Here is a 14366-nt window from a genome sequence, read left to right on the forward strand (position 1 = left end):
ATAAGGCTGTCAGTGCTGTAAAAGCACCGGCACACGGGGGTTGGCCAGAATATAGTCGGTCACACTGCCCATAAGCCGACTATAGACCATGTTATGCTGGTACCCTCCGAGCACCAGCATGTCGGCACGGAAGGTTCCGGCCATGTCCAGCAGGGTTTCTCCCACATTGCGGCTCTCCGCAACTGGCTGCTGGGTTACGCTTACGCCGGGCAGAATATCCAGCGGCAGCGGATCGGTGGCGGATACGGCCACCTCAACCGCCTCGGCCGCCCCCACAAAGGAGCGGGCGGCAAAAAACGCGCGGCGGCAGGCGGGGGTGTCTTTCCATGCCATGAACATGCGGTCCCCGCTGGTCTGCTCCCAGAATGGGGGCACAAACAGAACGGGGCGGCCGGATTCAAAAATAGCGGCACGGGTGGCTACATGCTTTTGGGCGCTGTCCCGGTTATCGGGGAAGCCCAGAATCAGCAGGTCGGCGTCCTTGCCGTAACCTGCAATAATGCGGTCCACCGTAATTTCGGGGTCCAGCCAGTTAACCTCCACCTTGCCCAGCCGGTCTGCGGGAGTGCCATATTCCTGCGCCAGCCACTGCTGGAAGCGGGTATGCAGGGCATCGGCCCATTCGCGCTGTCTGGCCCGCAGGGTCTGGGCCTGTGTATCGGAAAACCCCATGCGCCCCAGAATCTGCTCCGGAGGCTCCCGCGCAGCCAGCACATCAATCCGCTGCATCCCCCGGATACGGGTGAGCACCTGTGCCGCCATGCCCAGCAAAACCTCCGTCTGGTCCAGTTGGCTGAGAATAACAAGGCACCGTTGCATGCACTCTCCCTCTCGCACACCATAAACTATGGGTCTGACTGTGACACACCTGCCCTCTCTCTGGAAGGTGAAGAAAAAACAGGCCCCTGCCCCTCGCATTCAGCGGCAAAGCTGGGCAAAACTGCCCCACCATGCGCCATACGCGCCAGAGCAGAGGAAAGAGCAGAACAGTGTTGCTAAACGTGAGCGAGCGCGGCCCCGAGCACCCAACGCCCGAAAAAACCCTGCCGGTTGTGCTGCTGCATGGTCTGTTTGGCCGGGCGCGCAATCTGGGTTTTGTGCAGCGCAAGCTGGCCACAACCCGGCGTACGCTGGCCATGGACCTGCGCAACCACGGTAACAGCCCCCACGGCCCCATGAGCTACCCCACCATGGCGCAGGATGTGCTGGACACAATGGAGCACCTCCACGCCAGCCCCGCCATTATGCTCGGTCACTCCATGGGGGGCAAAACCGCCATGATGGCAGCCCTGACCCACCCAACCGCCATACGCGCCCTGATTGTGGTGGACATAGCGCCCGCACAGGGCGGGTTTGACCGGCTGGACCTGCCCGACACTCTGGACAGGCTGCAATTCCCCCCATATCTGGACCTGCGCGGCGCCAACGATCTGCTGCGCCCCTATATTGCGAGTGATGCGGTACGCCAGCTTATGGCGCAGAACATACGGCTGGGGGATAACCCCGGCTGGGCCATCGGCCTGCCCGATATTCTGGCCGCCATGCCCGACATTATGGGCTGGCCCCACCTTGCCCCGGACTTACGCTATGAAGGGCCAACCCTGTTCATTCGCGGGGAAAACTCTCCCTATATCAGCCCGGATAACGAGCCGGCCATGCGGACACTTTTTCCTAACCACCGGCTGGAGAGCATTCGTGGTGCGGGTCACTGGGTCCATGCCGATGCCCCCCAGCGCTTTACCGAACTGGTGGAAGAGTTTCTGGCCAATATTCCCTGAAGCCCCGCACGCGCGGGATAGGCTCTTACGCCAGAGTAACCGGCAGGCCAGCCATATCCTGCGCAACGGCCTCGGCCATGCGGATACCGTCCATGGCGGCGGAGAGGATCCCCCCGGCATACCCTGCCCCTTCCCCCGCAGGGTACAGGCCGGGTGTATTGACGGACTGACCATCCTCCCCCCGTGGCACGCGGATAGGGGAGGACGTCCGGGTTTCCACCCCGGTCATGACCGCATCATCCATGGCAAAGCCGCGTAGTTTGCGCTCGAACCGGGGCAGGGCCTCTCGCAGGGCCTCCACCACAAAATCCGGCAGGCAGGTGGACAGGTCCGCTGGTGTTACTCCCGGTTTGTAGGAGGGCACCACATCCCCCAGCGCGGTGGATGGACGACCGGCCAGAAAATCCCCCACACGCTGGGCAGGGGCGCGATAATCCCCACCCCCGGCCAGAAATGCCTGCCGCTCCCAGTGGCGCTGGTAGGCAATGCCTGCCAGCGGGTCATCCGGGTAGTCCTCACCGGGGCGCAGTTCCACCACCATGCCCGAATTGGCGTTCCGTTCGGCACGGGAATACTGGCTCATGCCGTTGGTAACGACCTGCCCTTCCTCCGATGTTGCCGCCACGACCGTACCGCCGGGGCACATGCAGAAGGAATACACACCCCGCCCATTGGCTGCGTGGTGGACCAGCCTGTACTCGGCCGCCCCCAACTGCTCGTTGCCTGCGCTGGGGCCAAACTGGGCCGTATCAATAACCGATTGCGGGTGCTCGATCCGCACCCCCATGGAAAAGGGTTTGGCCTGCATGCTCACACCCTGTTTTTGCAGCATGGCAAACGTATCGCGCGCACTGTGGCCCACGGCGAGCACAACATGGTCTGCTGCAATAACCTCCCCGCTGGAAAGGCGCACCCCTTCCACCTTGCGGGTGGATGCGTTGAGCAGCAGGTCATCCACTCTGGCCCCGAAACGGTATTCCCCACCGGCCTGCTCCACTTCCTGACGGATATGCTCCACCATGGACACCAGCCGGAACGTGCCAATATGAGGGTGCGCCAGATACAGGATATCCTCCGGAGCACCGGCTTTTACAAACTCCTCCAGCACCTTGCGGCCCAGAAAGCGCGGGTCGCGCACCTGACTGTAGAGTTTACCGTCGGAAAAAGTACCGGCCCCGCCCTCACCAAACTGGACGTTGCTCTCCGGGGTCAGCACGGAGCGACGCCACAGGGCAAACGTGTCCACCGTGCGTTCACGCACAACCTTGCCACGCTCCAGCAGCAGGGGCCGCAACCCCATGCGGGCCAGAATCAGGGCGGCCATAAACCCGCATGGCCCGGCGCCGATAATAATGGGGCGTTTATACCCTTCTGCCGCGGCAAGGGCTGCGCCATTGGTAATGGGCGCATGCCAGGCCATGTCCGGCGCGGGTTGGACATGGATGTTGCCGGGGTGCGCAATCCGGTAACGGGCCAGCACATCTGCCTCGTCCCGCACGGCGCAATCCAGCGTGTACACAAGCCATATGGCAGAACGGCGGCGTGCGTCATGCCCGCGCTTGAACACGGTGTAGTGTTCCAGCGCATCCGCACCAATGCCCAACCGCTCACAGATCGCCTGCCGGAGTGCCTCGGGCGGGTGGTCCAGCGGTAGCCGCAGTTCAGTCAGACGGAGCATGGGGCGTGTTCATCCAGTATAGTTGCAAATGGGGCAAAACGATCCTCTGGCTCCTTCCCTATTCTGGAACGGCTTGGGCGTGCAACGCCTGCCGTGCAATCGGTGGAGGATATTCCACTTCCATTCTGCGGCAACCCACCCTAGATAAAGTGGCAACCCTGAAATAGCGCCATCCTACGGCCATTTGTGTGAATGAAAGCAGCCAGAGCCATGCCAGCCCCAGACATGCCGACGCATGACCATACGGACCATTCGGGCTGCACAGGCCATACCGCCCCTTCGCCCTGCACACATGAGCATGAGCATGAGCATGAGCATGAGCATGAGCATGAGCATGAGCATGAGCATGAAGGTAACGGGGCGGCCTGCACGCACAAGCACGGATTTGGCCACCACCACGTGCACACGCCTACCTCCTTTGGTACGGCTTTTGCCGTAGGAATTGCCGTTAACTCGCTTTATCTGGTGGCGGAGGCGATATGGGGTGTTTATGCCCATTCGCTCTCGCTCATTGCCGATGCGGGGCATAATCTCTCAGACGTGCTCGCACTGGCCGCCGCGTGGCTGGCCGAGTACCTCTCCCGCAAAAGCCCGACCGTGCGCTTTACCTATGGGTTGCGCCGCTCCTCCATTCTGGCGGCACTGGCCAATGCAATCATTCTCATGCTGGTCACTGGCGGCGTTGCGTGGGAGGCCATTCACCGCCTGATGCACCCCACCCCGGTTGCGGGCATGACCATGATGGTGGTTGCAGGCATCGGTATTGTGGTAAACGGTGCCTCCGCCATGCTGTTTGCCGCCGGGCAGAAAGGGGATCTGAACATTCGAGGGACCTTTTTGCACCTCATGGCCGATGCCCTGACATCCCTTGCCGTGGTTATTGCCGGGGGGATGGTGCTGCTGACCCATGTTGCATGGATAGACCCCGCCATAAGCCTTGCCATTTCTGTTGTGGTGGTCCTGAGCACATGGTCCCTTCTGCGGGATTCGCTGGATATGGCGCTGGATGCCGTCCCGCGTGAGGTCGACCCCAGTGCAGTGGAAAGCTTTCTGCGCAGCACCCCCGGTGTTGCGGACCTGCATGACCTGCACATCTGGCCCATAAGCACGACCGAAACCGCCCTGACCGTGCATCTGGTCCGCAGCGCAGACGCCGCTGATGCGCAAAGCGATAGCCACCTGCTCGACACACTTGTCACCACTCTGCGCAAACGCTTTGGCATTGCCCACCCCACCGTGCAGATGGAAACACAGGATTACGGCCCCACGTGCCACCTGTCTGACCCGCACACCGTCTAACACCAGATAAACAAGAGCCTATGCCCGAACTCCCGCTCCCCGGAAGTAACCGGGGCCTTGCCGTTGTCAGCCTGTTTGTCAGCCTTGTGGCGCTGGGGCTCAAATATGCAGCCTTTGCCGTAAGCGGCAGCGTTGCCCTGCATGCAGATGCCATAGAAACCATTATCAACGTGGTCGCCGCCGCAGGGGGGCTATGGGCGTTAAGCGTTGCAGAGCGCCCGGCGGACCACAACCATACCTATGGCCACTACAAGGCGGAGTATCTGTCCGCCGTGGCCGAGGGCACGCTGGTGGTCATTACCGCATTTGTGATTGGGCGCGAGGCCGTGGAAGGTTGGCTGAACCCCCACCCCGCACTGGCGCCATGGAACGGCCTGCTGCTGAACGGGGCGGCAACCTGCGTTAATCTGGGCTGGGGGCTGATCATGCTCCGTGCCGGGCAGGCCCGCCATTCCCCCGCCCTTATTGCCGGGGGGCAGCATGTACTGTCCGATGTATGGACGGGTGTGGCCCTTGTGGCCGGTGTTGCGCTGATCCCCCTGCTGGGCTGGCCACAACTGGATGCGGTTCTGGCCGGGCTGGTGGCCCTGAACGTGCTGCGGGTTGGCTGGGAAGTCATGCGGGACTCCATTGCCGGGCTGATGGACGAAGCCCCGGACACCCAGACACTGGGCGAAATCGGCGCAATTATTACGGCCAACGGACATGGAGCCATTCAGGCGCATGATATCCGCACCCGCATTGTGGGGGCCATGACATTCCTTGAGTTCCATCTGGTCGTTCCGGGCACCATGAGCGTAAAGGTCGCGCATGACATCTGCGACCGCATTGAACACGCCCTGCGCGCGCATATGGGCAGCACGCTGGTCCATATTCATATAGAACCGGAAACCTGCGCCAAGCACGATCATACGGTCCTGAACATCCCCTCCACAGGGACATCCCCCGTCAGCTTCGGTTCTTCAGCAGAAAAATAAACAGAAAACCATCATAAAAGACGGTAATGTCTTTCTTCTGCCGCATGAAATGTTAAACTGGGTCGCATCTTTTTTCTTTTATGCAAGAGATGCCTCATGCCCTCCGCGAGCGTGATACCCACTGCAGAGTCCCTGCGCCATCTGCGTGAACACGCCAAAGCTGGCACCGTAAGCTGGCGACGCAAGCTTATTTACTGGTCGGGGGCGGTTCTGGTTGGTGTGGTCGCCGTAGCCTTCGCCGGGCTGGCGGACAGGGCAGCCCATGTGCGCACCATTCTTGTGCATATCAACCCCTGGCTGATGCTGCTGGTGACCCCGCTGGGGCTGGCACTTTCTACCTGGCTGACCCGCACATGGTTCCGCGGCGCGCAGGGCAGCGGCATTCCGCAGGCCATTGCCTGCATGCACCTGCAGGACATGACCATTGTGGACAAGGTTCTGGCCCTGCGGATTGCACTGGCCAAAATCTGCCTGACCTGCCTTGGCCTGCTCTGTGGCGCCTCCATCGGGCGCGAAGGGCCAACCGTGCAGGTGGGGGCGTCCATCATGCACACGGTGGGCCGCCTTGCGGGCCTGACCGATGTGACCAAGCAGCGCGCCCTGATCAAGGCTGGCGGGGCTGCCGGGGTCGCGGCCGCCTTTAACACCCCACTTGCTGGTATTGTGTTTGGCATAGAAGAACTGGCCCACTCCTTTGAGCAGCGCACCAGCGGCACCATGCTGACCTGCGTGATTATTTCCGGCGTGACCGCCATTGCCCTTGTGGGGAACTACACCTATTTCGGCCACACCTATTCCGCCGTGCCGGTTGGAACAAGCTGGCTGGCCGTGGTGGTCTGCGGGGTTATGGGGGGGCTGTGCGGGGGCATGTTCTCGGCCCTTCTGGTCCGCATTTCCCGCGGGATTCCGGGGGCATTCGGGCGGTTTATCAGCCTGCGCCCTGTTCTGTTCGCCGCGTTGTGCGGGCTGGCGCTGGCCATAATCGGCCTGCTTTGCGGCGGCATGACCTATGGCACGGGCTACATGCAGGCACGTGACATTATTATGGGCTCCGACCAGTACCCGGCCTCGTTCTTTCTGTTCAAGCTGCTGGCCACCCTTATTTCCTACTGCTCGGGTATCCCCGGTGGGCTGTTCGCGCCTTCGCTCTCTGTCGGGGCGGGCATGGGTGGGTGGATCGCGCATTTTCTGCCCCACACCACGCCCGGTGCCGTGGTGCTGCTGGGCACGGTGGCCTACTTTGCCGCGGTCACCCAGTCCCCCCTGACCGCAACCGTTATTGTGATGGAAATGTGCGATAACCAGCAGATCACGCTGGCACTTATGGCCAGTGCCTTTCTGGCCTTTGGGATTTCACGCGCATTGTGCAGCCATGCCCTTTATGGCGCGCTGGCCGTGCGGTTCCTGCGTTCCACCGCCCCCAAACAAAAACCCCAGTCCCTTACAAACACCACGGACACACACGAAAACTAGGCTTTTTACACGCCACGGAAGCTCCGGTTATGGCGCGGCGGAGCCATGCCTCTCTGGTTTCTCATAATCTGGCGTCCTATATGAAAAGCACGATTGTTGAATTGGAGGCTTACCCTATGTCTGACGCATCCCTCGCGCCGGAAAATGCTGCCACAAGCACGCCCGATACCCGTGTGCCCGTTACGGTGCTGACCGGCTTTCTGGGCGCGGGCAAAACCACCTTGCTCAACCATATCCTGACCGCCGAACACGGGCGCAAATACGCCGTGGTCATTAACGAATTTGGCGAACTGGGCGTGGACAACGATCTGGTTGTGGACGCGGACGAAGAAGTGTTCGAAATGAACAACGGCTGCATCTGCTGCACCGTACGGGGCGATCTGATCCGTATTCTGAACGGGTTGATGAAGCGCCGCGGCAAGTTTGACGGCATTATTGTGGAAACCACCGGCCTTGCCGCCCCCGCCCCCGTGGCCCAGACTTTTTTTGCCGACGAAGACGTGCGCGAAAAAGCAAAACTGGACGCGGTCGTTACGGTTGTGGATGCCTTTAACTTCCTGAGCACACTGGCCGAAAGCTCCGAAGCGCGCGAGCAGGTGGCCTTTGCCGATGTGATTATCCTCAACAAGACCGATCTGGTGGATGCAGGCCAGATTGCCCAGATTGAGGCCGCCATTCGCAAGATCAATGCTTCGGCCCCCATCCACCATGCCCAAAAGGGCAATGTGCGCCTGACCGATGTGCTGGACCGTGGCGGGTTTGATCTGGCCCGTGTGCTGGAAAACACCCCTGATTTTCTTGAACATCCCGAACACCACCATGAGGAAGACATTTCCAGCGTGTCCCTTCAGGTCAGGCAGCCGCTGGATGCGGGGCGTTTTCAGGCATGGATCAGCGCCCTGTTGCAGGAAAAAGGGGCAGACATGCTGCGCACCAAGGGGATTCTGGACTTTGCAGGCCAGCCCGAACGCTTTGCGTTTCAGGCCGTGCACATGATGGCCGATGGCAACGCCATTGGCCCATGGAAGGATGGTGAAACCCGGGAGAGCCGTCTGGTCTTTATTGGCCGCAATCTGAACAGGCCACAGCTCCGCCGTGGGCTTGAAAGCTGCATTGCAGCATGAGCGCGACTCAGGAAACCCTTCTGCGCGGGCTGATTGAAAAGCGCGGCGCCTTCCGGCAGGTCGAGGGAGAAATTACGAGCTGCGTTGCCTCGCGCGATTCCAGCCGGTTCGCCTTTACCACGGGTGAAGGGGACGTGGTGGTCGCCCACCGGCATGACCTGACTGCCCCCAATGCGTGGGCAACCTACGCGGTGCATGACGGGCCAGTACTGGCCCTCTCCCCCGATACACTGGCAGACAGTTTTTTAACCGGCGGGGATGATGGCCGCCTGTGCCGCCTTGACCCTGCGGGCGAAATTGAAGAACTGGCCAAAACCCGCCGCTGGGTAGAGCACATTACCACATTTGTCAGCGACAAAAGCACCCTGATCGCTGCGGCATCGGGCAAGAATGTGGAACTGCGCGACGCCACGGGCCGCACAATTATCCGCACGTTTGAACACCCCACCACCGTTGGCGGTATTGCGTTTGACCCCAAGGGCAAGCGCCTTGCCGCATCGCACTATAATGGTGTGTCGCTGTGGTTCACCCAGTCCAAGGATGGCAGTGCCCGGCTGCTGGAATGGAAAGGCAGCCATCTGGGCATTGCCATGCACCCGAATGGGGATGCGGTGGTAACCGCCATGCAGGAAAACGACCTGCACGGCTGGCGGCTGGCAGACGGGCACAATATCCGCATGAGTGGCTACCCGAGCAAGGTACGCTCCATGTCTTTTTCCAGCAATGGCAAATGGCTGGCCACCAGTGGTGCGGACGTTGTGGTGATGTGGCCGTTCTTTGGCGGCGGCCCCATGGGCAAACCCCCGGCAGAACTCCCAGGCGCAGGGGGCGCATTGTGCACCCGCGTTGCCTTCCACCCATCGCAGGAAGTTGTGGCTGCGGGCTTTGCCAATGGCACGGTTGTGATGATAGAGCCCACGACCCAGCGCGTACTTCCTGTATCCTTGGGGCAGGCTGGCGCTGTTACCGCGCTGGCTTACAGCCCGGATGGCTGCACACTGGGCTTTGGCACCGAAGATGGGGTGATCGGGCTGCTGGACCTGTCCAGCGCAACCTGAACCGGGCAAAACCACTCCTCTGCCACTGCCCGCCCGCCAGCCAGCCAGCCACGCTGTGCCGTGGCATAGACAGACAACATACCGCAAAACAGCCTCCCCCTCAGGCCAAAAGGGGGAGGCAGAGGACAGGAATGATATGACAAACAGGTTCCGGCTCGTGATTATTGGTGGAGGCGTTGCCGGTCTGGCCCTGGCGACCCGCCTGGGCAACACGCTCGGCCGCTCCGGCAGGCTGGAAATCACGCTGGTGGACAAAGGCTTCAGCCATGTGTGGAAACCCATGCTCCACTGCTTTGCCGCGGGAACCGCCCGGAACGAAAACGACCGGATTACATTTGTCTCCCACGCAGCGGCTCACGGCTTCCGCTTCTGTTATGGCGAGATTGCGCATCTGGACCGGGCCAACAGGCGCATCACCCTTGCCCCGCTGATGGAAGAAAACAACCAGCTTCTGCTTGAAGAACGGCATCTGGATTACGATGCCGTGGTGTTCGCCATTGGCAGCCGCGCCAATGACTTTGGCACCCCCGGTGTGGTGGAACACTGCATGTTCCTCGACAACGTGGTTGAGGCCAATCATTTTAACGAACGCTTCCGCCATGCCATTATTCAGGCCTATGGTCGTGGCACGCCGGTCGATATTGCCATTGTGGGCGGTGGAGCAACCGGCGTGCAGCTGGCTGCGGAGCTGCACAAGGCGCTCGACATTGGCGCATTGTACAACTTTACCCCGGTCACGCCGGAAATGCGCGTAACCCTGCTGGAAGCCGGGCCGCGCATTCTACCCGCCTTTCCGCAGAATGTCTCGGACGCGGCCCAGAAGCAGCTTGAAGCCCTGAACATTGCCGTACGCACCAACACCATGGTCAGCGGCGCGGACGAAAACGGGTTCATTCTTAAGGATGGCAGCCGTGTTAACGCGCAGTTCCGCGTCTGGGCCGCAGGCGTTAAAGCGCCGGATGTCACGCGGGATATGGACGGGCTGGATTACCAGCGTGGCGGGCAGCTTACCGTGCAGGCCAACCTGCAAAGCACGGTGGACGAGCATGTGTTTGCCATGGGTGACTGCTCCTTTATCAAGGATGCGCCAGTGGCCCCCACGGCACAGGTGGCCCGCCAGCAGGCCCACCATCTGGCCCGCCACCTGCCGGGCTACATCTTTAACAAAAAGCCTGTGCCGGACTTCCACTTCCGTAACCGGGGAGCCATTGTTGCCCTTGGAGACTATAACGGCTGGGGCGCATTTGCCGATGGCAAGACTTTTGGCGGCGGGTTTTTAAATGGCCTGAGCGCACGCCTTGGGCATATGGCCCTTTACCGGCAGCATCAGTTTGAACTGCATGGCCCCTTCCGTGGTGCCATTGCCTGCTTTACGGACTGGCTGGACGGTTTTGTGCGCCCCTCCGTACGCATGGACTAGACACATCCCCTTCCCCCATTTTTTTAACGGGAAAGGGCCATGACATGCGGGGGAAAAACTCTGATAATATCAGGGTTTTTCACACGCATATAAAAAATCCCTTACCAGTGCATTAACCGTAGCCGCCTGCTCTATATGGGGCAGGTGGCCGGTACGGGCCAGAAAATGGCAGTTATCCTGCACAGGGATCCCCTGTGCCTGCGTGGCGGGCAATACCTGATCTGCCTCCCCCCAGATAATCTGCACGGGGCATGGCGGATTATTGAGCAGCGGGCGCAGGTTATTGGCCTGCTCACCATGGGGGAAGCAGGTCTGCGCAATAGCGCGCAACGCAGCCCGTGCCCCCGGCACTGCGCGGGCCTCCACCAAAAATTCCGCAACCTTGCGCCCGATCAGCTTGGGATCATACACAGCCATGGCCATGGCCTGCGCCATATCCGCCGCAGTGCTGGCCTCCACAAAGCGGGTCATGAACGCCATGTTGACCGTGCGCCCCAACCCTGCCGGGGCCAGCAGGGACAGGCTGGCAACCCGTGCGGGAACACTCTCCAGCAAGGACAGAGCAATACCACCGCCCAGCGAGTGCCCCAGAACATGAGCTTTGCTCACCCCCAACCCGTCCAGCGTCAGGGCTGTAACCTGCGCCAGACGCGCCAGTGTGGGGGCTTGAACCAGAGCACTGGACTGGCCATGCCCGGGCAGGTCAAACGCAATAACCCGCCTGTGGGCCGCCTGCACCTGCTGGGTGAGCTGCCAGTTGGTTGCACTGCCACCAAAGCCATGCACCAGCAGCAGCGGCAGGCCCGGCCCCTCCCCCATCTGGCGGACATGCACGGTCTGCTCGCCCAGCCGGAGCAGGAAGGATTGTGTCTGAACGGCCTGTTTTGTCATGCCGCCATCATGCCCTGTTTGCCCTCAATGGGCCAGATTGCAGGCCATGGCTTTTGCAGCCGTTAAAAATGGCAGGCAATGCGGCCACCAATAAAACGCGGCTCGCCAGGGATATAAAAATAGGTTGTGGTGGCCATGCCCCCGCTCTCCGCATAGCGGCGGTCCAGAATATTGCGGGCATAAACCGTTATGTCCCACAACTGGGAGGGAGAATGCAGGATTGCATGGGCCCCCAGCAAAAAATACGGTGGCAGGCGGTAAAACCCGGTTCCCCCCACGGTAATGGCCTGGCTGCCCCTGTATTGCCAGTCTGGCCCAAAATCCAGCCTGTAGTTCCGGGGCAGGGGCTGCCGCCATGTGGCATCCCCGTTCAGGGTCAGTTTGGGGGAGCCGTTATCCACACCGCTGAAATTACGTTCAATAGCCTTCCACTGCTGCGGATGGCTTGCGTGGTAAGCATTGGTGGCTGGCCGGTCCACATTTGGAAAATCCTGAAAATCCCCGCGCTGCCAGCCAAGGTTCTGCATTAAGAACAGATGGCCAAACGGGTGGGCTTCCAGTGTTGCCTCAAACCCCCAGCTTTCGGATTTGGGGGCGTTGGTAATTTCGCTCAACGGGCCAAAATTGGGGATCAGCACGGTGCCAATAACCTGCTGGTTATGAAAGTCGTTGTAAAACGCTGCACCATTCAGGCGCAGACGCCCCGGTATGGGGTCCGATTTAAGGCCGAGTTCGTAGGTGAGAACCGTTTCCGGCCCAAACGGGTCCAACTGGGCCTGCACCTGCGTATTGTTGGCGCTAAACCCGCCGGGTTTAAAGCCCTTGCTCATTTTGTAATACAGCAAAGCCTGCGGTACAAACTGCCACGAAACCCCAACCTGCCCGGCAAACTGGTTGGCGGCGGTGTTCTCGGGGTCAAAATTCCGGGTCGCTCCGCCGAATATCTGAGACTTCAGGCTGGTAAGGCCCCGGTCATCCAGCTCATGCAAAAGCCCGGCCCAGATGGTCACATTATGCGGCAGGCGGTAGCTGACATTCCCGAATTCTGAAACACTTTCCTGATTCAGGCCAAAGGTCGTAGCCATCATGTACTGGCGTGCGGAGTAATCCGTATAGTCAAAGAAAAACTGCTGGTTCATGCGGCTGCGCTGATAATATGCCCCCACAACCCAGTTCAGGCGGCCATGCAGGGCAACCCCGTTCAGCCGGGCTTCCTGCGTGAACACGTTGGCATCTATGGTGCGGTACGTATCTGCCTGAGAGAGAGCCGTGCCATCCTGATCCGTATATTCGCCCTGCCGCTCGGTTTCGAACGCACTGATGGCCGTGAAGGTAGCAGGACCAAAATCATGGATCAGCCGCAGGTCAGCCCCCCAGTACTGGTTATGCTCGCTGGGCTTGAGGCCCGCACCACGCCCCACAAGATTTGCAAACTCTGGCCGCATGGACCATTCCGCCCGCCGTCCCAGCCCAAAATCCGGCAAGGGCTGTGACCCGATAAGCCTGTCAACAGGAACCGCCGTGACCACCTGACTGTTATCCTGCACAAAATGACCACCGAGCTGGATGGTCGTGCGCTCATTGGGCTGCCAGCGCAGTTTGCCCCGCAAGGCCCAGAGGTCCGCATCCCCCAGATGTGCGCCATTGGTCGGGTTGTACTGCCACCCCCCACCCTGACGCGTCTGCCCTGCCAGCCGAAAACTCCAGCCTTTGGCCAGCGGGCCGGACACATAAGCCTCGCTCCGGCTCCGCGCGTAGGAGGCTATGTCCTCCATTCCGCCGTAATGCCATGTGGTCGTCGGGTCATTGGTGCGCAGGCGCACCTCCCCCCCTGTGGTGGACTGGCCATGTTTTGTGCCCACCGGACCCGGGTCCACGGCCGCATCGGCCATATCAAACAGCAGCCCGTTGCTCATGGCGGGGTACGCATAGGCCACATCGTCCATATACGTCAGAACGGGGGGCATGTTGTTCTGCGTAAAGTCATTAAACCCGGCACCACGCAGGTAAAAATTGGTCGAGGCTGTGCCGTTGATACTCTGCATGGTCAGGTTTGGAGCCACGCTCTCCAGCCCGCGGAGGGTGGTAACGTCCCTGTTGCGCAGCATTTCCGCGCTCAGATGCGTTGTGGCATCAGGCTCGTGCTGGGCTGCGGGAAAAGCAAAATCGGACCGGTGCGCCCCCACATCCACATGGGTTACGCCACGAGCGGCCACATGGGCGGGTTTTGCCTGCCCTAGCTTATCAGGTACGATAGGAAGTTTGGGCAATGCAGCCGGTTTGCCGACAGGGCCGGGCGTATCCTGCGCCTGTGCCGCAGGGACCGCAAACAGGCTGAGCGGGATCAGGCTGACGCAGCACAGCATACGCTGCCAGTACGCGCGGCGCGGCATACTCAGAAAAAGACCATATGCTTGCTGCCCGAAAATAATCCGCTCCTTTCCCACCCATGTGCCACCACGTTGCCACGCAAGCCATGCTCCCCCGGCAAAGCTGGCTTTCTCATGACGGCAACACGCTCTCTTATGCAAGGTTGTTCGCCCAAATCCATCTCATTTTCAACCGTTCAACCGCACATTCATGCATATCCCGATCAAAAAGACCTGCATCCGCGTATAAGGTTTTTTTTAAGAAACCCTCCCCCCACAAGAGGGTAGGCAGGCTGGAA

The 14366-nt window shown here is 60.6% G+C and carries 11 protein-coding genes; 7 read left to right on the plus strand and 4 right to left on the minus strand.

What is annotated here, in order from left to right; genetic code table 11:
* Positions 1–9 precede the first annotated feature (9 nt).
* Complete coding sequence (locus HNR55_RS03135; RefSeq protein WP_166111115.1) at positions 10–819, minus strand: universal stress protein; 810 nt, start codon at positions 817–819, stop codon at positions 10–12.
* A gap of 170 nt (positions 820–989) precedes the next feature.
* Here HNR55_RS03135 and HNR55_RS03140 point away from each other — a divergent pair, with 170 nt between their 5' ends.
* The gene (locus tag HNR55_RS03140) at positions 990–1778 is read left to right on the plus strand and encodes an alpha/beta fold hydrolase (protein ID WP_166111118.1); all 789 of its coding nucleotides are present in this window, start codon (positions 990–992) and stop codon (positions 1776–1778) included.
* Positions 1779–1803: 25 nt separating this feature from the next.
* On the opposite strand, the gene HNR55_RS03145 is transcribed toward HNR55_RS03140, so the two are convergent.
* Positions 1804–3456 (minus strand): NAD(P)/FAD-dependent oxidoreductase, encoded by a 1653-nt coding sequence (locus HNR55_RS03145; protein ID WP_166111121.1) that lies wholly within the window; start codon positions 3454–3456, stop codon positions 1804–1806.
* Positions 3457–3666: 210 nt separating this feature from the next.
* Here HNR55_RS03145 and HNR55_RS03150 point away from each other — a divergent pair, with 210 nt between their 5' ends.
* The 6 genes from HNR55_RS03150 (at position 3667) to HNR55_RS03175 (ending at position 10807) form a co-directional block, all read left to right on the plus strand.
* Complete coding sequence (locus HNR55_RS03150; RefSeq protein ID WP_242005393.1) at positions 3667–4755, plus strand: cation diffusion facilitator family transporter; 1089 nt, start codon at positions 3667–3669, stop codon at positions 4753–4755.
* 20 nt (positions 4756–4775) lie between these two features.
* A complete protein-coding gene (locus HNR55_RS03155; protein WP_166111127.1) occupies positions 4776–5732 on the plus strand; it encodes a cation diffusion facilitator family transporter in 957 nt (318 codons plus the stop codon).
* A gap of 96 nt (positions 5733–5828) precedes the next feature.
* Positions 5829–7205, plus strand: a complete 1377-nt coding sequence (locus HNR55_RS03160) for a chloride channel protein (RefSeq protein WP_166111130.1) — start codon at positions 5829–5831, stop codon at positions 7203–7205.
* Positions 7206–7321: 116 nt separating this feature from the next.
* Positions 7322–8329 (plus strand): CobW family GTP-binding protein, encoded by a 1008-nt coding sequence (locus HNR55_RS03165; RefSeq protein ID WP_166111133.1) that lies wholly within the window; start codon positions 7322–7324, stop codon positions 8327–8329.
* A complete protein-coding gene (locus HNR55_RS03170) occupies positions 8326–9387 on the plus strand; it encodes a WD40 repeat domain-containing protein (RefSeq protein ID WP_166111135.1) in 1062 nt (353 codons plus the stop codon). The genes HNR55_RS03165 and HNR55_RS03170 overlap by 4 nt, the downstream gene beginning before the upstream one ends.
* Positions 9388–9523: 136 nt before the next feature.
* Positions 9524–10807, plus strand: a complete 1284-nt coding sequence (locus HNR55_RS03175; protein ID WP_166111138.1) for an NAD(P)/FAD-dependent oxidoreductase — start codon at positions 9524–9526, stop codon at positions 10805–10807.
* A gap of 69 nt (positions 10808–10876) precedes the next feature.
* Here HNR55_RS03175 and HNR55_RS03180 read toward each other — a convergent pair whose 3' ends face one another.
* Positions 10877–11698, minus strand: a complete 822-nt coding sequence (locus HNR55_RS03180; RefSeq protein WP_166111141.1) for an alpha/beta fold hydrolase — start codon at positions 11696–11698, stop codon at positions 10877–10879.
* 62 nt (positions 11699–11760) lie between these two features.
* The gene (locus HNR55_RS03185; RefSeq protein ID WP_456304250.1) at positions 11761–14229 is read right to left on the minus strand and encodes a TonB-dependent receptor; all 2469 of its coding nucleotides are present in this window, start codon (positions 14227–14229) and stop codon (positions 11761–11763) included.
* Positions 14230–14366: the final 137 nt, after the last annotated feature.

This window comes from Acetobacter lovaniensis (assembly GCF_014207635.1).
Lineage (GTDB): Bacteria > Pseudomonadota > Alphaproteobacteria > Acetobacterales > Acetobacteraceae > Acetobacter > Acetobacter lovaniensis.